This is a genomic window from Leifsonia sp. 21MFCrub1.1 (genome assembly GCF_900107895.1).
Classification (GTDB): domain Bacteria; phylum Actinomycetota; class Actinomycetes; order Actinomycetales; family Microbacteriaceae; genus Leifsonia; species Leifsonia soli.
In genome coordinates this window covers 463,014-483,022 of sequence record NZ_LT629867.1, presented here as the reverse complement: position 1 = coordinate 483,022, position 20,009 = coordinate 463,014, and the positions used below count along the sequence as shown (strand labels likewise).

General features: G+C 68.7%; 16 protein-coding genes. 5 read left to right on the top strand and 11 right to left on the bottom strand.

What is annotated here, in order from left to right; all coding sequences use genetic code 11:
• Window positions 1-99: 99 nt before the first annotated feature.
• Both BLW09_RS02165 and yczR read right to left on the bottom strand, forming a co-directional pair.
• Window positions 100-3,513: an efflux RND transporter permease subunit gene (locus BLW09_RS02165; RefSeq protein WP_089907853.1), complete on the bottom strand. Its 3,414-nt coding sequence runs from the start codon at window positions 3,511-3,513 to the stop codon at window positions 100-102.
• A 150-nt stretch (window positions 3,514-3,663) separates the two neighbouring features.
• Window positions 3,664-5,142: a MocR-like transcription factor YczR gene (yczR, locus tag BLW09_RS02160; RefSeq protein WP_089907850.1), complete on the bottom strand. Its 1,479-nt coding sequence runs from the start codon at window positions 5,140-5,142 to the stop codon at window positions 3,664-3,666.
• A gap of 64 nt (window positions 5,143-5,206) precedes the next feature.
• Between yczR and yczE the strand changes: the two genes are divergently transcribed.
• A complete protein-coding gene (gene yczE, locus BLW09_RS02155; RefSeq protein ID WP_089907847.1) occupies window positions 5,207-6,100 on the top strand; it encodes a membrane protein YczE in 894 nt (297 codons plus the stop codon).
• 80 nt (window positions 6,101-6,180) lie between these two features.
• On the opposite strand, the gene BLW09_RS02150 is transcribed toward yczE, so the two are convergent.
• On the bottom strand, window positions 6,181-6,942 hold the full coding sequence (locus BLW09_RS02150; RefSeq protein ID WP_089907844.1) for a MerR family transcriptional regulator: 762 nt from the start codon (window positions 6,940-6,942) through the stop codon (window positions 6,181-6,183).
• Between the two features lie 83 nt (window positions 6,943-7,025).
• On the opposite strand from BLW09_RS02150, the gene BLW09_RS02145 reads away from it, so the two are divergent.
• Window positions 7,026-7,760: an MBL fold metallo-hydrolase gene (locus BLW09_RS02145; RefSeq protein WP_089907841.1), complete on the top strand. Its 735-nt coding sequence runs from the start codon at window positions 7,026-7,028 to the stop codon at window positions 7,758-7,760.
• Between the two features lie 33 nt (window positions 7,761-7,793).
• Here BLW09_RS02145 and BLW09_RS02140 read toward each other — a convergent pair whose 3' ends face one another.
• The 4 genes from BLW09_RS02140 to BLW09_RS02125 all read right to left on the bottom strand — a co-directional run bounded on the left by BLW09_RS02140 (window position 7,794) and on the right by BLW09_RS02125 (window position 12,806).
• Window positions 7,794-9,956 (bottom strand): APC family permease, encoded by a 2,163-nt coding sequence (locus tag BLW09_RS02140; protein ID WP_089907839.1) that lies wholly within the window; start codon window positions 9,954-9,956, stop codon window positions 7,794-7,796.
• A 233-nt stretch (window positions 9,957-10,189) separates the two neighbouring features.
• The gene (locus BLW09_RS02135) at window positions 10,190-10,819 is read right to left on the bottom strand and encodes a PadR family transcriptional regulator (RefSeq protein ID WP_089907836.1); all 630 of its coding nucleotides are present in this window, start codon (window positions 10,817-10,819) and stop codon (window positions 10,190-10,192) included.
• Window positions 10,816-11,649: a DUF4097 family beta strand repeat-containing protein gene (locus BLW09_RS02130; RefSeq protein ID WP_089907832.1), complete on the bottom strand. Its 834-nt coding sequence runs from the start codon at window positions 11,647-11,649 to the stop codon at window positions 10,816-10,818. The genes BLW09_RS02135 and BLW09_RS02130 overlap by 4 nt, the downstream gene beginning before the upstream one ends.
• Window positions 11,650-11,963: 314 nt before the next feature.
• Entirely contained in the window at window positions 11,964-12,806 is an 843-nt protein-coding gene (locus tag BLW09_RS02125; RefSeq protein ID WP_172824163.1) for a LysR family transcriptional regulator, read from the bottom strand.
• A 103-nt stretch (window positions 12,807-12,909) separates the two neighbouring features.
• On the opposite strand from BLW09_RS02125, the gene BLW09_RS02120 reads away from it, so the two are divergent.
• Both BLW09_RS02120 and BLW09_RS02115 read left to right on the top strand, forming a co-directional pair.
• Window positions 12,910-13,665 (top strand): SDR family oxidoreductase, encoded by a 756-nt coding sequence (locus tag BLW09_RS02120; protein ID WP_089907825.1) that lies wholly within the window; start codon window positions 12,910-12,912, stop codon window positions 13,663-13,665.
• A 4-nt stretch (window positions 13,666-13,669) separates the two neighbouring features.
• Window positions 13,670-14,710: an IS481 family transposase gene (locus BLW09_RS02115; RefSeq protein ID WP_089907822.1), complete on the top strand. Its 1,041-nt coding sequence runs from the start codon at window positions 13,670-13,672 to the stop codon at window positions 14,708-14,710.
• Between the two features lie 389 nt (window positions 14,711-15,099).
• Here the strand turns inward: BLW09_RS02115 and BLW09_RS02105 are convergent, their stop codons facing one another.
• The 4 genes from BLW09_RS02105 to BLW09_RS02090 all read right to left on the bottom strand — a co-directional run bounded on the left by BLW09_RS02105 (window position 15,100) and on the right by BLW09_RS02090 (window position 18,417).
• On the bottom strand, window positions 15,100-16,083 hold the full coding sequence (locus BLW09_RS02105) for a hypothetical protein (RefSeq protein WP_157696888.1): 984 nt from the start codon (window positions 16,081-16,083) through the stop codon (window positions 15,100-15,102).
• Between the two features lie 253 nt (window positions 16,084-16,336).
• Complete coding sequence (locus tag BLW09_RS02100; RefSeq protein ID WP_089907816.1) at window positions 16,337-16,516, bottom strand: hypothetical protein; 180 nt, start codon at window positions 16,514-16,516, stop codon at window positions 16,337-16,339.
• 184 nt (window positions 16,517-16,700) lie between these two features.
• The gene (locus BLW09_RS02095; RefSeq protein ID WP_089907813.1) at window positions 16,701-17,282 is read right to left on the bottom strand and encodes an antibiotic biosynthesis monooxygenase; all 582 of its coding nucleotides are present in this window, start codon (window positions 17,280-17,282) and stop codon (window positions 16,701-16,703) included.
• Window positions 17,283-17,370: 88 nt separating this feature from the next.
• The gene (locus tag BLW09_RS02090) at window positions 17,371-18,417 is read right to left on the bottom strand and encodes a LacI family DNA-binding transcriptional regulator (RefSeq protein ID WP_089907810.1); all 1,047 of its coding nucleotides are present in this window, start codon (window positions 18,415-18,417) and stop codon (window positions 17,371-17,373) included.
• A 324-nt stretch (window positions 18,418-18,741) separates the two neighbouring features.
• Here BLW09_RS02090 and BLW09_RS02085 point away from each other — a divergent pair, with 324 nt between their 5' ends.
• The gene (locus BLW09_RS02085) at window positions 18,742-19,995 is read left to right on the top strand and encodes a sugar ABC transporter substrate-binding protein (protein WP_089907807.1); all 1,254 of its coding nucleotides are present in this window, start codon (window positions 18,742-18,744) and stop codon (window positions 19,993-19,995) included.
• The last annotated feature ends 14 nt before the right edge of the window (window positions 19,996-20,009 follow it).

Below are 20,009 nucleotides of genomic sequence, written 5' to 3'. Positions count from 1 at the left end.
CCTAGCGACGACCGACACGGATGCCGTGGCCGCCTCAGGCATCCCCGTCTGGGATCCCGGACGGGGACCCCAGACGCGCGTGCCGGACGCGAGCGGCGGTCAGACCTGCGAGCCCCCGGCCGGCCGGGTGAAGACAGGCGGCTGCGGGGCGGAGGACGCATCGGTGCCGCCGGAGCGATCCGGCCCGGCGGGCGCGGGAGTCACAGGCGCGCCACCGCCGCCCTCACCACCCTCGCCGTCGCCCGGGCCGCCACCGGCCGCGGCCTTCGCCGCCTTCCGCGCCGCCTTCCGCTCGCGCCGCCCCTCGACCAGGTTGTAGAGGGTCGGCAGCACGACCAGCGTCAGCACGGTGGACGAGATCAGTCCGCCGATGACGACGATCGCGAGCGGCTGCGAGATGAACCCGCCGTGCCCGGTGAGTCCGATCGCCATCGGGGTCAGGGCCGCGATCGTGGCCAGCGCCGTCATCAGGATGGGCCGGAGTCGTCGCGACGCGCCATGTGCCACGGCGTCCGCCACCGCGAGACCGCGCCGTCGGTACTGGTTCACCAGATCGATGAGCACGATCGCGTTGGTGACGACGATGCCGACGAGCATCAGCAGACCGATCAGCGACGCGACGCCGAGCGGGATGCCCGAGGCCAGCTGCAGCAGGATGGCGCCCGTCGCCGCGAACGGCACCGACACGAGCAGCAGCAGCGGCTGCCGCAGCGAGCGGAACGTCGCCACCATGACGATGTACACGATGAGGATCGCCGCGAGGAGCGCGAGGCCCAGCTGCTGGAACGCGTCGGACTGACTCGACGAGACACCGCCGATCTTCGCGCTCGCCCCGGTGGGGAGCTTCGCGGCCTTCAGCGCGGCGGTCACGTCGGCGTTCGCCGTGGTCAGGTTGTCCGTGGCCGGCGTCGCCGTCACCGATGCGGTCCGGAGTCCGCGCTGGGTGGTGACCGTCGCCGGGCCCTTGACCTCCTTCACGCTGGCGAGCGTGTCGAGCGGCACGACACCGGCCGCCGTCGGGATGGACAGCTGCGCGAGCCCGGCGACGGTGGTCGGCGGGTTGTCGCTCTGCAGGTAGATCTTCAGGGTGGTGTCGTCGATCGCGACGGATCCCGCCTGCGTCGGCTGGACCGCCTGCGAGACGATCGTGCCGACGGCCACCTCGCTGAGTCCTGCGGCCGCGGCCTTGGAACGGTCGACATCCACCGAGACGTAGGGCAGGGAGGCGCTGAGGTTGTCGGTCACCTGCTTCAGCGACGACTTCTTCCGCAGCTGGGCGACCACCGCATCCGTCGCCTTCTGCAGGTCGGCGTTGCTGCTGGCCGAGATGTCCACCTGGATGTCGGTCGATCCGCCGAAGCCGCTCGACGCCGAGAGGGTGATCTCGCCCTGGTCCTTGATGGCGGCCAGCTCGTCCTCGATGGTGTTCTGCAGCTTCTCCTGATCGGCATCCGGGTCGGTCGTGATCGAGAAGGTCGTCCCGCCTCCGCCGCCGGTGAAGGCATCGCGCAGCGAGGAGCCGCTGGAGCCGATGGAGACCTGGACCGTCTTCACGCCCGTGGTGTCGAGCAGCTTCTTCTCGACGACCTTCGCCGCGTCGTCCTTGGCCTGGAGGCTGGCCCCTGGTTCGAGGGTCTGCGTGACGGTGAGGGAGTTCTGGCCGCTCGACCCGAGGAAGTTCGTCTTCAGGAACGGCACGGACAGGAACGTCAGCACCAGCACGACCACCGCAGCGATGATGGTCAGTCCCGAGTGCTTCAGCGTCCACCGGATGATGGGCAGGTAGCCGGCCTGCAACCGCGAGGGATGCTCGAGCTCGTCGACCCCGGACGCGGCCGCCTCCTCCACCGACAGGCCGGCGGCCTCGACGTCCTGACCGCCCTCGTGCTTGTGCGCCTTCGGAGCGCGGAGGAACCAGTAGGCGAGCACCGGCACGATCGTCAGGGCGACGAGCAGCGACGACAGCAGGGCGATCGTGACGGTCAGCGCGAACGGCCGGAACAGCTCACCGGTCACATCCCCCACGAACGCGAGCGGGAGGAAGACGGCGACCGTCGTGATCGTGGATGCGGTGATCGCGCCGGCGACCTCGCGCACGGCCCGGACGATGGTCACCGCCCGGTCCGCACCGGGCACGAGCTGACGTTTGATGTTCTCGATCACCACGATGGAGTCGTCCACCACGCGTCCGATCGCGATCGTCAGAGCACCCAGCGTGATGATGTTGAGGGTGTAGCCGGTCGCCCACATGACGATGAAGGTGATCAGCACGCTGGTGGGGATGGAGATCGCGGTGACGAGCGTCGACCGCACCGACAGCAGGAACACCAGGATGACGATGACCGCCATCGCGAGGCCGAGCAGGCCCTCCTCGGTGAGCGAGTTGATCGACTGCGTGATGAACGGCGCCTGGTCGAAGACGACGGTGATCTTCGTGCCGGAGCCGAGCTTCTTCTCCAGGCTCGGGATGAGGTCGTTGACCGCGTGCGAGACCTCGACCGTGTTGGCGGACGGAAGCTTGGTGACGGCGATCGTCAGGGCGGGCTTGCCGTCGACGCGGGAGAGCGTGGTGGTGGGGTCGTCCGTCTCGGCGACGGTGGCGACGTCGCCGATCGTCGGCGGGGTCGCGGTGGCCGACGCCGCCGCGGCCGCTGCGCCCGTGGCGCCCGCCGCTCCGGCCGCTCCCGCAGCACCGGAGGCGCCCGTCGCGCCGGCAGCGCCGCCCGCACCCACCGCGGCAGCGCCGCTCGACCCTGCCCCGGCCGCACCGGCCGAACGGATCAGCGGCAGCGCGGCGATGTCCTCCACCGACGACAGCTGCGTCCCGGACTGCACGGACAGCGTCTGCCCGTTCTCGGTGATGTCGCCGCCCGGGATGAGCACGCCGTTCTGCTGCAGCGCATCCTTGATCGCGGACGATGAGACGCCGGCCGCGGCGAGCTTCGCCGGGTCCGGCGTGATGGCGATGCGGCGGCCCAATTCGCCGACCAGCTGCGCGTCGTTGACGCCCTTCACATCCTTCACGTCGGGGAGGACGAGCTTCGTGATGTCGTCGCCGAGGGCGCGCTGGTCCGACTTCCCGGTGACCGCGAGCTGGATGACGGGAAGGTCGTCGATGCTGCCGGAGAGCACCTGCGGCTCGACGCCGGACGGCAGCGTCGACTTGATCCGGTTGACCGCCTGATCGATCTTCTGCTCGGCCGTGGCGAGGTCGGTCCCGTAGGTGAACTTCGCGGTGATGATGGACTGGTTGGTGCTGCTGACCGCGCTCGTGCTGTCGAGGTCCGGGACGCCCTGGATGGCGGCCTCGACCGGCGTGCTGACGTCGTTGTTCACGACCTCCGGCGACGCGCCGGGGTAGCTGGAGAGCACCACCAGCTGCGGGAACGAGATCGACGGCGCGAGCTCCTGCTTGAGGTTGGTCAGGGCGAGTCCGCCGAAGACCGCGGCGACGATCGTGACGAGCGCGATCAGGGCACGGTTCTTCATGCTCAGGACAGCGAGGAAGTGCACAGGGTTCCCCTCGGGGACGACGGTTTCAGGACCGCGCCGACGCTGGCGCAGAGGAAGTATGACATCGCGGGGTGGGCGGTTTCTTCATGCCTGGGTACGACATCCCGCTACTCCGCCGGGAGTCCCCGGGCGGAGGGCCCTCGGCCGCGCTCAGACGACGCTGGGGAGCGCCCCGGAGTCGAAGTAGGGCACCGGCTCGTTGGCGGCGACCGCCCAGGCCCGGGCGAGTGCCGTGAACGCGCGCGCGTACTCGTCGGCGGTGTATGTGATCGGGATACGGAGGAAGCGCTCGAACGCCCCGTCGATGCCGAACCGCGGCCCCGCCGCGATAAGCAGACCGTGGCTGCGCGCTGCCAGGGCGAGCGCCGAGCTGACCGGAGCGCCGATCCCGACCCAGGCCGTGAGACCGCCGTGCTGCACGGGCATCGTCCAGTCGGGGAACGTCTCCGCGACCAGCCGCCGGACGGTGTCGCGGCCCTGCCGGAGCTGCTCGCGCCGCTCCTCCATGATCTCGGGCAGCTGCGGGATCATCCGCGCGACGACCAGCTGCTCGAGCACCGGCGTGCCGAGGTCGGTGGACGGCTTCGCGGCGATGAGGCGCTGGATGTGCGAGCGCTCGGCGCGGATCCAGCCGATGCGCAGCCCGCCCCAGAGGGTCTTGCTGGCCGAGCCGATCATGATCACCGGGGCCCCGGTCGCGGCGGAGTCGGCGTAGGCCGGCATCGGCAGGAACTCGCCGATCCGGTCGATGTCGAGCTCCGCCGTCGTCTCGTCGGCGACCACGATCGCACCGTGGCCGGCCGCTGCCGCGAGCACCCGCTCCCGCGTCTCCGGCGACATCGTCGCGCCGGTCGGGTTGTGGAAGTCGGGAATGAGGTACGCCAGCGCCGGATTCGCGCGGCGGAAGGTCTGCTCGATGGCCTCCACATCCCAGCCGTCGGGCTGGTCCTCGATGCGGTGCGGGCCGGACTCCGGCGTGGAGACCGTGATCGGGACGAGGCGTGCGCCCGCCAGGCGGATCGCCTCGATGGCGTGCGGATACGTGGGCACCTCGATGACGACGCGGTCTCCGCGCCCGAGGAACGTGCGGGCGATCAGGGCGATGGCCTGCTGGGCTCCGACCGTCACCAGGATCTGGTCGGCGGTCGTCGGCAGACCGCGCGCGGTGTACCGCTCCGCGATCTCGGCGCGCAGGTGCGGGAGCCCCACCGGGTCGTAGCCCGGGTCCGGCAGGAAGCGCGGCAGCTCCTCGGCGGCCGCACGCGCCGCCGCCGCCAGCGGTGATGCGGCCGGGAGCGACGCCTTGGTGAAGTCCAGCATCCCCTCGCCGCCCACCGCGGGCAGCGGAAGCGCCGGGCCGGGGAGGCGGGCGACACTGCCGGAGCCCCGGACGCTGTCGATGAAGCCGGCCTCGCGCAGCTGCCGGTAGGCGGCCGCGACGGTCGTGCGGCTCAGCTCGAGCTTGCCGGCCAGGTCGCGCTCGGCGGGCAGCCGCGTGCCGATCGGGATGCGGCCGTCCAGCACGAGGAGGCGGATGCGGTCGGCGAGCGCCTGGTAGCCGGCTGCTCCCGTCCGCCAGGTTCCGAGAAGGTGCTCCAGCGAGCGCGCGGTGAGTTGGGCATCCGACATGCAGGCCACTTTAGTCGGATTGGCATCTTGTTGCGAGTCCAATCACTGCGATTGGATTGTGCCCATGGCCGCCCGACTTCTCCTCACCCGCCGCCTCGTGCAGCTGCTGATCGGACTCTTCCTCTATGGGATCGCGATCGCGCTCATGGTGCGCGCCGGCATCGGGCTGTCGCCGTGGGACGTGCTCGCCCAGGGGCTCTCCCTCAAGACCGGGATCCCGTTCGGCTTCGTGACCAACCTCGTCGGTCTCGTCGTCCTGGCGTTCTGGATCCCGCTGCGCCAGCGACCGGGACTCGGCACCGTCCTCAACGTCCTGCTGGTGGGTCCGAGCGCGCAGCTGGGCCTCGACCTGCTGCCGCAGCAGACGGAACTGTGGGCGCAGGTGCTGTTCTTCGTGGCCGGCCTCGCGCTGCTCGCCGTCGCCACCGGCCTGTACATCGGCCCGCGGCTGGGCCCCGGCCCGCGCGACGGCCTGATGACCGGGTTGCACGCCCGCACCGGCCGGCCGATCTGGATGGTGCGCACCGCCATCGAGGTGACCGTGCTGATCGTCGGGTGGGTGCTCGGCGGGAATGTCGGGATCGGGACGCTCGCGTTCGCGCTCCTGGTCGGCCCGCTGTGCAGCGTCACCCTCCCCTTCTTCGCGATCCGCCTGCCGCAGGACGCTGCAACGACTGCGGCACGGCTGGAGAGCGAGCTCGAGGGAACGGCCGAGCAGTCGGCCGGCCTCGAGGACGAGCAGGATGCCGTCCGTTTCGACGTGCGCGACGGCATCCTGCTCGAATCCGACCGGGCGGCGCACGACCGCTTCGCGCGGGCCGACTCGCCGTTCGTCCAGGGTCCGCAGCCCGACCGCGCACCGCGCACGCCGCGCACGCCGGACGCATCCCGTCCGTCGCGCATCGTCGCCGCCCACTGGCTCGACGACCGCATCACGCGCCGCCCCCGCCACCCCTGACCCCCCTCCGTCGAGTCCGCACAAATTGCACGCCGAAGGGGCGCAAAGCGGTAAGTCTTCGCGGACTCGACGGTGGGGGCTTAGGCGAGGTGGGTGGTGGCGTAGAGGCGGAGGGCGTCGCGCACGAAGGTCGCGTTGTCGGCGCCGCCATAGGTGGCGGCGAAGCGCTCGTCGGCGACGTACATCTCGCCCAGACCGGTCAGGTAGGCGGCTGTCGGCGCGCCCGTGCCGTACCCCGGGGTTCCCGGGATGTCCGCCAGCCACTCGGCGTGACGCTTCGCGAGCGCCTGCGCCTCGTCCGATCCGGGCTCGACGCCGGAGGACGCGGTGGCCTGCCAGTCGGCCGCGAGCCGCGCCTGCCGGGCCTGCCAGTCGGCGCGCTCTTCGGCGGTCTTGCTGCGCCACCAGCGGTCCGACGCCGCGTAGGCGTCCTTCCCCCAGCGCTGCTCCACCTCGTCCTTGTATTGCGTGTGATCGAATCCGTCGAACATCTGCTCGGCCACGATCTCCGCTCCTTCCTCCACAGCGTGGATCGTCGACTCGACCGACGCGATCTGCCGCGCCAGCCGTTCCCGCTCCGCCTGCAACCACGCCAGGTGGTCGCGCAGTGCGGGCACCGCATCCGTGCGGTCGTCGAGCACCCGGCCGACGGCTTCGAGGCCGAGGCCGAGCTCCCGGAGAAGCAGGATGCGCTGCAGCCGCACGAGGGAGTCGCGGTCGTAGTACCGGTAGCCGTTGCCGCCGACGCGGCTCGGCTTCAGCAGCCCGATGGCGTCGTAGTGGCGCAGCGTGCGGCTGGTGGTGCCGGCGATCCGCGCGATGTCCTGGATGGACCAGTCCATGTCTTCCTCCTCTCGTGCGGTGCGTCATCCACGCTAGGAGTTGACGTTACGTCAAGGTCAAGGGGCCCGGCTAGGGTGATCGGGTGCACAGCATCCGTTCGACCACACGGGTCGCTCCCGGCATCCTGTTCGTCGAGGGACCGCTCTCGAACTGGACCGTCTTCCACGGCGGCGGGGCGGTCGAGCTGGTCGACTGCGGCTACCCGGTCGACCGCCCGCTCGTCGAGGAGTCCATCCGCCTCGCGGGGGCCGACCCGGCCGACCTGAAGCGCATCCTGATCACGCACGGGCACTCGGACCACCTCGGGGCGAGCGCGCAGTTCGCCGGCGAGCGCGGCGTGGTCGTCGCGGCCGCGCCGGCCGAGCTCCCGAACGTGCGTCGCGACGTCACAGAGCAGGTGACCGTCGCCGACCTGCTGCCCTCTGTGCTGAAGCGCGGCACCGTGCGCTGGGCGATCGCGGCCGTGCGTGCCGGTGGCCTCGGCGATGTCGGGGTGCGCGATGCGGTCGCGCTGGAGGGCGATGCCGTCGCCCTGAGCACGGGTCACACGCTCCGGCTCGTCCCGTCTCCCGGTCACACGTCGGGCAGCGTCTGCTTCTTCGAGCCGGAGTCGCGCGCCCTGCTGACCGGCGATGCCATCGTGACGGGACACCCGCTGCTGCGCGAGAGCGGCGAGCTGCAGCAGCTTCCCGCGTTCTTCCAGCACGACGCCGACGAGGCCGCGCTCAGCGCCCGGCGCCTCGTGCTGTGCGACGCGGCCGTGGTGCTGCCCGGTCACGGACAGATGATCGCGTTCCCGGCGGGCGCCCGGCCCTGAGGCAGAGGCGGCTGCGCACTCGGCGCCGCACGATCAGCGTTTGGCGCGCGCCGGCACCTTCTTCTGCGCGGGAGCCGCCGCGCCCGTCCCGGCCGGCCGCTGGCCGCCATCTGGCTGGGGTTCCGGGATCGTCCCGGCGACCGTCTCCGCGCTCTCCTGCGGCTCCCCGATCGTGATCGGCACCGAGTGGATGTGGATGCGCGTGTGCGCCTTCGACGCCGGGACGAGGGGCCGGCGGGCGACGGGCCGCACCGGCTCGCCGCGGCGGTCCTGACCGGGGAGCGGGCGCGAGCGACGGCCGTAGATGAGCGAGGACGAGTCGAGCAGCCACGGGACGAGGGCGACGGTCACGCCGTGGCAGAGCATGAGCTGCTTGCTGATGCGGCGGGCGCGGTGGTTGTGCAGCAGCGCCTCCCACCAGTGGCCGACGATGTACTGCGGCAGGTACACGGTCACGACTTCGGAGCCGTGCTCCTCGCGTCGGTGCTTCAGGTACTTGATGAGCGGAACGCCGAACTCGCGGTAGGGCGACTCGATGATCGTCAGCGGCACATGGATGTTCTGGTCCACCCACTGGCGCTGCAGCTTCTGCGTCGCCTCCTCATCGATGGAGACGTGCACCGCCTCGATCGAGTCGTGCCGCGCGGCGATCGCGTAGTCGAGGGCCTTCAGCGCCGGCTTCTGCATCTTGCCGATGAGGACGATGGCGTGGTCGCCGACGCTTCCGAACGTCGTCACCGGGTCGACCTCGACCTCTTTCTCGACGTCACGGTAGTAGCGGTTCACGCCGAGCATCAGGAACCACAGGATCGGCATGAAGATGAAGACGAGGTAGGCGCCGTGCGTGAACTTCGTGATCGTGACGACGATGAGCACGATCGCGGTGAGGCAGGCGCCGAACGCGTTGATGCAGAGAGACCGGATGATGCCGGTGCGTTCTCGGCCGGTCTGCCCGCCGGACCGCAGCAGCGTGATCCAGTGCTTGACCATCCCGGACTGCCCGAGCGTGAACGAGACGAAGACGCCGATGATGTACAGCTGGATGAGCTGGGTCAGGTTCGCCTGGTAGACGACCAGCAGGACCGTGGCGGCCAGCGCCAGGATGATCATGCCGTTCGAGTAGACCAGGCGGTCGCCGCGGGTGTTGAGAGCCTTCGGGGCGTACGAGTCGCGGGCGAGCACCGAGCCGAGCAGCGGGAAACCGTTGAAGGCGGTGTTGGCCGCGAGCAGCAGCACGACCGCGGTCGCGGCCTGCACCAGGAAGAAGAAGAACGTGTTGTTGCCGAACGTCGCCGCGGCGATCTGGGCGATGAGGCTGCGCTGCGGCTGGGTGGCGCACTGCGCCCATCCCTGCAGGTCGCAGGGGTTCTCGGCGTAGTGGACGCCGCTGATCAGCGCGGTGGCGGTCAGGCCGGCGAACAGCGTGATCGCGATGCCGCCCATGAGGCCGAGGGTGATGCGGGCGTTGCGGATCTTGGGGGTGCGGAAGGCGGGCACGCCGTTCGCGACGGCCTCGACACCCGTCAGAGCCGAACATCCACTCGAGAAGGCGCGCAGCAGGAGCAGCACGACGGCGGCCTGGGTGAGCGAGTCGGCGTGCACCTGGTAGCCGGCGGACTCCGCGACCGGGGCGTTGCCGAGCACGGTGCGGACGAGGGCCGTCACGACCATCAGGGCGATGCTCCCGATGAAGATGTAGGTCGGCAGCGCGAACGCCTTCGACGACTCCCGCACGCCGCGCAGGTTGATGGCCGCGATGATGATGACGCAGAGGATGGCCAGCTCGACGCGCCAGGGTGCCAGGAACGGCAGCGCGGAGATGACGTTGTCGACGCCGGACGCGACGGACACCGCCACGGTGAGCACGTAGTCGACGAGGAGCGCGGAGGCGACGATCAGCCCCGCCTTCTCGCCGAGGTTCTTGTGAGCGACCTCATAGTCGCCGCCACCGGAGGGATACGCCTTCACGAGCTGGCGGTAGCTGAGGACGACCGTGATGAGGAGCACGACGACGGCCGCTGCGACCCACGGAGCGAAGGTCAGGAACGCGAGCCCGCCGAGCAGCAGGATCATCAGGAGTTCCTGGGGAGCGTACGCGACACTCGACAGCGCATCGGAGGCGAAGATGGGTAGCGCGAGGTGCTTCGGGAGCAGCTGCCCTTCGAGCTTTTCACTCGGAAGCGGGTCGCCGATCAACCAGCGCTTCGGGGATCTCCCCTCATTTGTCACGAGTGGCGAGCATACTCGCTGGCAATCCACTGTCAAGTCGGCGCGTCGGCGCCTCCGAACCCTGTCGTTCTGCAAAGACTGGGGCCCGCTCCTCCCGGGGGCGCTCCCCCGCGGATTGCCGCGGCGGAACGACCCGAAGAGGTCTCACTGGGAGCCGGATGAGCATTTACTGACTCTTTCCCCAAGTGGACGAATCGCGGTCAGCGTCGGCCGATCGCCTCGATGAGCACGCGCCGGACACGGTTCAGCTCGTCCGTGAGAAGCGGGACGATGTCCGCTGGGAGCGCGCCGCGAGCGGCCTGGTAGCGGAGGTCCGTCCGGAGCTGCTGACGGAACTCGTTCAGCACCGCCTCCGCCTCGCGGGCGGCCGCGTTGCCGGCGGCGCGCGCATCCCGCCCGGCGTCCCGAGCCTCCTGACGGGGATCGACCCGGGAGCCGTTGCGCTTCGCCTCGCGGGCGGCGGAGGCGAGCTCGGCCCGCAGCGTCCGCATGGCATCGTTCACTCCGGCGCGCACCTCGTCGGCCAGGCGGCGCACCGAGTCGGTGACCTCGTCCTCGATCGCGTCGAGCTCGGGTCTGCGGGCCTCCAGCTCGGCGCGGCCGGCATCGGTGATCTGGTACACCGTCTTCCGGCCGTCGACCGCCTTGGTGACGAGGCCCTCCTCCTCCAGCTTCGCCAGCCGGGGATAGATGGTCCCTGCGCTCGGGCTGTAGGTGCCGCCGAACCGCTCGGTGAGGGCCTGGATGAGTTCGTAGCCGTGGCGCGGCGCCTCGTCCAGCAGGCTCAGCAGGTACAGCCGGAGGCTCCCGTGCGAGAACACGGGAGTCACGCCGATGCCTCCGCACCGTGCGCGGCGCCTGCACTGCGGAGCACCGCGGCGTCGCCGGAGACCGAGTTGATGCTGATCTCGACCCAGGTGCCGTCGAGCGTGCCTGCTGTGCCGGTGTATCCCTTGCCCATCCCGCCGACGACGGTCATGTTGTCGAGCTGCACCTTTCCGGAGACCGTGTTGACGCGGTAGCGGGCGCCGACGGCCTCCGGGATGCGGATGGTGGTGTCGCCGGAGACCGTGTTGACGGCGATCTCGTCGGGCGTTCCCGTGACGTCGATCATGACATCCCCCGAGACCCCGTCGGCCGAGAACCGGCGGATGGCCCCGGTCGCCGTCACGTCGCCCGAGACGGTGTGGGCGACGATGCGCCCGGAGTGATCGCGGACCGACAACTCGCCGCTGACCGAGTTGAGCTCGATGTCACCGGTGAGGCCGTCGGCGACCACGTCGCCGGAGACGGTGCTGAGGCGCGCGTCCGTGTGGAGGCCGGAGACCAGCGCGGTCGCCGACACCACGCCGAACGTGAGCGCGACGTCCCGCGGCACGAGGATGCTGACGTCGGCCCGCGCGCTGGAGCGCATGGACTTGAAGACCTCGATGAAGTTGTCCCAGCGCAGCTGCGGATGGTCGATCTCGAGACGGTCGCCGTCCACCACGATCTTGAGGTCGCGCCCGGTGACGGAGTGCACCTCGATGCGCGCGCCGGGGTCGTCGTGACCGACGATGTCGATCTGTCCGCCGAGGAACCCGACCTTGAGGGCGCGGACGACCTCCACGTCGATCGTGCGGCTCTCGCCCGGCTGGATCAGCCACTTCTCCTGTGCCATGCTTCCTGCTCCTTGCTTCTCCGGCCCGTGCCGGGGCCGTCGGTGACTCGCGTTATATCGCGACTGTTGACGGGATCACGATATATCGCGAGTGACGAGGATGCAAGGCCTTCTCGACCCGATTGACGGGATTCAGGGCGACGTCAGGGACAACCCTGACCGGACGGCGAACATTGCCTCTCCCGGTTGAGCTCCACGCCGTGAAGCTGTGCGAGGTCAGCCTGGTCCGTGTATGGGCTATCAGGACAGCAGCGTGCTCGCCGGGGCTGTGGTGCGCGGGATGGATGCGAATGACAGACACCCCGTGGGTTGATCTAGTTGTTGCTGGCCATGACGTTATGCGCAGCGAGGGCAGCAGCGATAACGCCGGCAACCAGGGCTGTGTCCTGATTGGCGTGGTGGAGGGCGAGGACCGGGGTGGGCGGTGCGTCGGTGACGGGGATGAAGGTCACGTCTGGGTGGCGATACCGCTGTCCGACGAGGGACGGCACGAGATGCACGTTGTTGCTGCCTGCGAGGAAGTCGAGACGGTCGTCGGCGTCGCGGAGCTTTCGTCCGCTGTGGTCCGCTGAGTCGAAGCGTGCGCGGTCGAAGGGTGCCAGATCCCCAAGTGTCAATGTCGGTCTCTGTGTTAGTGCATGGGTCGCTGACAGGGCGACCATGGTGGGTTCCTCCCAGAGCACGGTCGAGGTGACACCGTCGGGTGGCGTGAGGAGACAGACCACGGCGACATCGACCGCGCCCGACATCACCGCATGAGTCTCTTGGCCGTGGTCGAGTGGTACGACCGTCACATCGACGGCAGGATGCGCGCGTTGGAATGCCTGGACCATCCGGCGGACTGAAACAGCGCGATGGTGTCCGATGGTGAGGCCGAGGGTTCCGGTTGCGAGGCTACGTACGTCCTCGGACAGGCGCGTCGCTGCGGTAAGAAGACGTCGCCCATCTGTGAGGAGCTTCTTCCCTGCTGGTGTCAGTTCCAGTCGGCGCGGGTGGCGGATGAACAGCGAGCCGCCGAGTTCGTGTTCCAGCTCCTTGATCTGGCGGCTGAGCACTGGCTGGGCGATGTGCAGGGAGAGTGCCGCACGCGTGAAGTTCCCTTCTTCGGCCACGGCAACGAAATAGCGCAACTTCCTCAGGTCAAACTCGCGCGCCATACCTGCAGGGTATTGCACCAGGTCCGAAGAGGTCTTGGACTCACGCGACCCATGACGGAGAAAGTGGACGTATTCGGTCCATCTCACAGAAGGCGCACCTCCCATGACGAATGCTGCTCTACGCCCACGGCCCGTGGGAAATGAACTCACCGATCAGCGGGTGATCGTGATCGGTGGGACCTCGGGCATCGGTTTAGCCACGGCGCAGCGGTCCGCCGCGCTCGGTGCAGAGATTGTCGTCGCGTCCCGCAACGCCGAATCGGTCGCTACCGCACTCACCCAGTTGCCCGAATCGAGCACGGGGCACGCGCTTGACGTGCGCGACCCGGACATGGTGCGGGAGTTCTTTGACCTCGTCGGCCCACACGATCACCTTGCATACACCGCAGGCGATGAACTGAGCTTCGGCGCACTCGCAGACAACGACATCGAGACGATGCGGAGCTTCCTCAACGTGCGTCTCTGGGGTGCAGTCGCCGCAGTCCGTGCCGCGCTGCCTTACGTGCGCCGTTCGATCACGCTGAGCGGCGGAGCCGGCATGCTGCGGCCTACCCCCGGCTTCACCACAGCAGCCATCGCGCTCGGGGCGATCGAAGCGTTCACACGGGCTGCCGCCAGTGAGCTCGCACCAGTACGAGTCAACGCGGTCTATCCTGGCGTTGTCCGCAGTCCACTCTGGCGAGGAATGTCTGCAGAGGAACAGGATATGTTCTTCGCCGAGACTGCCGCGAGCATCCCCGTGGGCCGGGTGGGCGAGAGCGAAGACATCGCCGGAGCGTTCACCCACCTGATGATCAACGACTACACCACCGGCCAAACACTCGTCGCCGACGGCGGAGCGACGATCGGTGCACGGTAGATCCATGCCCGACTGCCCATCCTCGACGCGAGGGCAATCCGTCCGTCTGCACCGCAACGCGCCCCTCTCGCCAGAAGGTCGACGTCGACTGGTTGAACGTTGTCGCACGAGACCGATCTCTCATGTCGCCGCGGAAATGGGGATTTCGCGTGCGACCGCCTCGAAATGGGTCAATCGGTACCGCCAGTTCGGTGAACGAGGTCTCGTTGATCACTCGTCGGCCCCGGCGCACCAACCCACTGCCACACCAGGCCGATTGGTGGAGCGGATTGAAGCGATGCGCCGGGAACACAAGTGGTCGGCCTCGCGGATCGCGTTCGAGCTTCACCAGGTCGGCACGCCGGTCAGTCGTCGAACGATCACCCGGCTGTTGGCGCAGCTCGGCTTGAACCGGCGGAGGTTCATTGACCCGAACGGTGAGACTAACCGAGAACCGCGGAAGATCATCGCCCAGAGGCCTGGACACATGGTGCATATCGATGTGAAGAAGACCGGCCGCATTCCAGACGGCGGCGGCTGGCGCGTGCACGGCAAGAACAGCGCGGAAGCCAAGGCGGTTGCGCGCACGAAGACACGCGGGGCGAAGACCGGTTACGTTTTCCTGCACTCGGCGATCGACGGATACTCAAGACTCGCCTACACCGAGGCGTTACCCGACGAGAAGGCCGTCACCGCCGTCGCGTTCCTCCACCGAGCACGATCCTGGTTCGCCGCCCACGGCATTGCCCAGATCGAACGAATCGTGACCGACAACGGCCCCTGCTACCGAGCAGGCGCGTTCGCTGACGCGATGGGTGAGAGCCGGCACCAACGGATCACCCCCTACACGCCCAGACACAACGGGAAGATCGAGCGTTACAACCGCATCCTCGCCGAAGAGTTCCTCTACGCCCGAATCTGGGACTCCGAACAGGAGCGCGCCGCCGCGCTCAAGGTCTGGAACCGGCACTACAACTACCACCGACCCCACGGCGTGCACGACGGACAACCTCCGGCCTCGGCGATGCCGTCACGCGTCAACAACGTCTTGGCCTCCTACATCTAGTCGTCACTCCTCGGGTGAAGGGTTGGCGACCGGGGTTTGGTTTGCCGCGACCCAGCTCCCGGCCAACACGGTCGCCATGGCGACTATCGTCGACGCCAACGCCGGCCAACCGCTGGAGCCGGGAGCGAGCACCGTGACCACCATCAGCGCGGACACCAAGACAGCCGCCAAGACGGCGAGATATACGCGAACGGCGGCGGTCAGTGGCGACGGAAAGACCGGACCCCTGGCGCGACTCCACACTCGATCAACGGCCACACACAGAAGCGCTCCCGCCGTTAGCGCCATCCCACCCCACGGCTGCGGGAGGAGCGAGGCGCCCAGCAATGTGCCCCCCACGACGAGAGCCGTTGAAGCAAAGTAGGCGAAGTGCCGAGGCCGCGTCGTCATCAAAACCCTTTACAACTTCCGGCGATTCCCGCCGCCGCGAATGCACTGGTCACCACCCAGGCGGTAACCCCGGCAGGCGGGAACCACACCAGTGCGACCGCCGCTCCACCGAGGGCGAGGATGCATCCGCTCTTCCAGGTGACCTTTGTGTAAGCACCGCCATGGTAGACGAGGCCGAGCGACTGAACCATGCGGCCGTTGATGTACTTCTGGAGGTAGCTCCCCTTGCAGTTCGTAAGGTTCTCGTTCGGCTTCATGAAATAGCTGCTGCCGTTCGGGTTCACACAGTTGTACGAATACACCCCGGTCGTCGTCGGATCAGCGACGACGGGGAAGGTGGTGTGCTCCGTGAAGTCGACAACCTGCGTGAGCATGTTGCCACGCAACTCGTAGTGGGTCGGCACAGCTTCCCCGTTGGCGTCCTTCGCCCATGGTTCACCGAAGACGCGCAGCGGCGACCCGTCCGCTTCGACCACCGCAACAGTGCCGTTCGCGTCCTGGGTGAGCGACGCGTCGGTGGGAACGTCGATCGGGTAGTCGTACCGTTTGGGGGCGCTGGCGTTCTCGATCACCGTGTTGATCTGCACGGCACCATCCGCCTTGATGAGCGGGACTGTGGTCGAGCCGTTGTTGTTGTCGAACGCCACCACGCCCGAAAGCTGTGAATCCGCGGCGTCGGACGCCTGCTGAGCAAACGGCAACCCGATCTGAACCGAGCCACCCAGCGAGACGCCGTCGGCAGGGTCAACCGGGACTTCCACCCTGCCGCCCTCGAGTGTAACTGCCGCCGCAGCAGTGTCGCTATCACCGCTAACCGCGGCCACGCCTGAAAGCGACTCGGGCGCAACGCCTTGGATCGCGGCTACGGCATCTACCGCGTTGACTTCCTCCGCGTCCAGCGCGGCGAAACCGGTCAGGCTCGCTCCGATGACGCAGGCTCCTGCCAGCGTCGCGGCCGACCTTATTACACGAGATTTCTTCACTGAGGTCTCCCTCTCGTTCTCACGTGGAACGAAGTGGACACACACCCATTACCCGGCAAGCCGGAACGGTCTTTGTCCACTACCCGCAAACGCAAAGCGCTGTTCTACCTACTTCGACGCAGCAACCACGGCGCCATGACGCGGCACGTGAAACTCGTGGTCGGCAGGCTGGCGCTCGGCATCCGCAGCACGGGTTCGCGGCGGGCCACGTCCCCGCGCGCGCGAGCCCAGCAACGCGCGTTGTCACCGTGAATCAGGCGTCGGAGCCGAGAACCCTGCCCTCGCCGAGCCGGAGGTCGGAATGAGACGCGGATTTCTCGCTCTCGCGCAGCTCGGCGACATCCTCGGCCCTCTGTCGCGTGGGCACGTCAGGAAAATGGCCACCGTTGAGTTCGAGGGCGCGAGCCGGGCCAGCGAGGACCTGGAAGGTCACCTGATTTTCCGTTCTGCATGCCGCAGGGCTAGCGCCTGGACCTAGACGCTCGGGGCGTTTGCATTTCGGGGTATAGCCACTGTGGTGAAGCCCCGCGAGACGCCGGAACTGTTCACCTCACGACCGCCCCCCCATCGTCGCCCTGGAGATGCAGCGTGTCTTGTGGGGACGGGATTCCGCCCCGCTAGCGCCGGAGCCACGGCTGCAGCAACCGCGTGACGAACGGCAGGAGCAGGTACGTCATCGTCGGCGTCAGGCACAGCGTGGTGATCAGCACCGTCGCGATCGGCCACAGCTCGTGCCAGCCCGGGACGAAGGAGGTGACGAGGGTCGTGAAGAGCAGCGACAGCGGGAAGAAGCCCAGCCAGATGGTCACGGCCTGCTTCCACCGTGGCGGCGCCGCAGGGACCCCCGGCTGCGGCGCATCGAACCAACCCTCGATGCCCGTGCGGCGCTCCACTCGGGCCACTTCCACCAGCTCGCGACCCTCGTACAGCCAGTCAGCGCGGTCGTCCGAGGCCTCCCAGGCCTCCAGCGTGTCGGCGTCCGCGAAGCGGTAGAGCATGTGCCACTCGTCCGAGTCGGCGTGGGCGCGCACCCAGCCGGACCCGAGGAACCCGTCGTAGCCGTTCGCGATGTTGACCCCGGACTGGACCCACCTGGTCACTTCGGCGAGGCGGCTGCCGTCGACACGGCGGGTGATGGAGACGGTGACGGGAAGGCGACGCGCTCGTGACGCATCCAGAAGCGGCTCTTGTGGAGACATGCCTCCATTGTCTCCACGGCGCGTTACGCGCGGATTTCGGGCCGCTCCGTGCCCGAAGGTCGATGCCGCCGGGTCAGCGTCCGCCGGGTCAGCGCGGCCCGATCAGCGGCGGCCCGTCCCTAACAACGAGCCGGGGCGCGACCAGCCGGTGGCGCGGGTCGGCGACATCCTCGCCCGGGCGGACCCGGCCGCCGTGCGCGCCGGTGAGCAGCTCCAGCACGCCGGCCGCCACTTCGTCGAGCGGCTGGGCCACGCTGGAGAAGCCGAGGGAGGCCGCGACAGGTGTGTCGTCGTAGCCCACGACGGGGATGCGTCCGCCGGCGACCGTGAGCACCCCGAGGGCCAGGGAGTCGGAGGTGCACACCACGCCGTCGACCGGCCCGGCCTGTGCCTCCAGCCGGCGGATCGCGTCGGCGCCGAACGGCACGCGGTCCTCGGCCGCGACCTCGAGCAGACGCAGCTCGTCGTCCGCCAGCCCGCTGCGCTCGCGCATCGCCTCGAGCCAGCCCTCCCGGCGGTCGTCGCCGGTGCCGGATCCCGCGGGCCAGCCGATGAACCCGATGCGCCTGCGGCCCTGGGAGAGCAGGTGCGCGGTGGCGTCGCGGAGCCCGGAGCGGCCGTCCACGTCGACCCAGAGGTGCTCCGGATCGGTCATGTCGTCGATCCCCCACGGCCGGCCGAAGGTCACGAAGGACTGCCCGTGCTCGATCAGCCACTCCGTCCGAGGGTCGCCGTGGAAGGTGGAGGTGAGGACGAACGCGTCCACGTCCGCGGCGTCCGAGAGCCGGCGGAACTGCTCGATCTCGTCGTCCGGCCCTGCGGCCGTGAACAGCAGCATCCGCAGGCCCTGGCGGTCGGCGCGCTCGGTGAGCGCGTGCAGGAAGCGGTCGAGGATGCTGCCCGAGATGCCGTCCTGTGTGATCGGGTCGAGCCGGATGCCGATGGTCGAGCTCTTCTGGGTGCGCAGGCGCCGGGCGGAGGCGTGGGGGCGGTAGCCGAGCGAGTGGATGGCGGCCTGGACGCGCTCGCGCGTCTCGGGGCGGACGAGTTCCGGGGCGTTGAGGACGTTCGAGACCGTCTGGCGCGACACCCCGGCGACCCCGGCGACATCGCTGACGGTCGGCTGCGAACCCATCGCGACTCCCTCCTCCGGCGGCTGGATATGACCCTACTGGTCTGCTTGACACCCCGTGAACGTCGTGATTAGTGTGACAAGCATCCCGCTTTGATCGTTCAAAGTCACCGTAGCAGGTGAAAATTTGATCGATCAAACCACGGGAAGGACGGACCAGGCACGGACGAGGAGGTCACAATGCACGCATTGCTGCGTCGCATCGGCGCCTCCGCCGTGCGCCGAGTCGTCCACAACCAGCACCATCCCCGGGTTGTCCACGACCTCCCCCACCCTGCACGCGTGCGCCCCCTCCGGCGGGCACACTCACATCAAGGAGAGACACGAATGCGCAAGATCACCCATCGCTGGCTCGCGGGCGGCGCCGTCGCCGCCGCGGCTGCGCTCACCCTCACGGCCTGCGGCTCCGGCTTCAGCGGCGGAAGCACCGGCGGCGACACCGGAAAGCTGACGTCGTCCGACAAGGCGCTCAGCGTCATGATCGGCTCGTCCGGCGACGCGGAGACGGCCGCGGTCAAGTCCGCTGTCGCCGACTGGTCGAAGAGCTCCGGCACCAAGGCGTCCGTCGTCGCCGCGAGCGACCTCAACCAGCAGCTCTCGCAGGGCTTCGCGGCGAAGAAGCCGGCCGATGTCTTCTACCTCTCCACCGACGCTCTGGCCGGGTACGCCTCCAACGGCTCGCTGCTCGCCTACGGCGACCAGCTGAGCAACAAGAGCGACTTCTACCCGAGCCTGGTCAAGTCGTTCACCTACGACGGCAAGTTCTACTGCGCCCCGAAGGACTTCTCGACGCTGCAGCTCATCATCAACACCGACGCGTGGAAGGCCGCGGGCCTCACCGACGCCGACATCCCCACGACATGGGACCAGCTGGAGTCGGTCTCCAAGAAGCTCACCACCGGCAGCCAGGTCGGCCTCGGCATCTCGGGCGAGTACGCCCGTGTCGGGTCGTTCATGGTCCAGGCCGGCGGCAACCTGATGAACGACGACAGCACGAAGGCCACCGCGAACAGCGACGCCAACGTGCAGGCGCTCGACTTCGTGAAGAAGATGCTCGACGGCGGCGAGCTCAAGTACGCGAAGGACCTCGGCGCCGGCTGGGGCGGCGAGGCGTTCGGCAAGGGCCTCGCGGCCATGACGATCGAGGGCAACTGGATCACCGGAGCCCTGAAGTCCGACTTCCCGAACATCAAGTACAAGGTCGCGGAGCTCCCGAAGGGCCCGGCCGGGCAGGGCACCCTCCAGTTCACCAACTGCTGGGGCATCGCCGCCGACAGCCCCAACCAGGCCGCAGCGCTGAAGCTCGTCGAGAAGCTCACCAGCAAGGACGACCAGCTCGCCTTCTCGAAGGCCTTCGGTCCGATGCCGTCGATCAAGTCGGCCGCCGACGAGTGGAAGTCCGCCAACCCTGACCTCGTGCCCTTCCTGAACGCGGCCGACTACGCCAAGGGCGTTCCGACCGCGAAGGGGGCCGCCGACGTCGTGACCGACCTCAACAGCAAGCTCGAGTCGCTGGCGACCGGTGACCCGAAGGCGATCCTCGACGCCACGCAGAAGAACCTCGAAGCTCTGCTGAAGTAAGGAACCCACCCGTC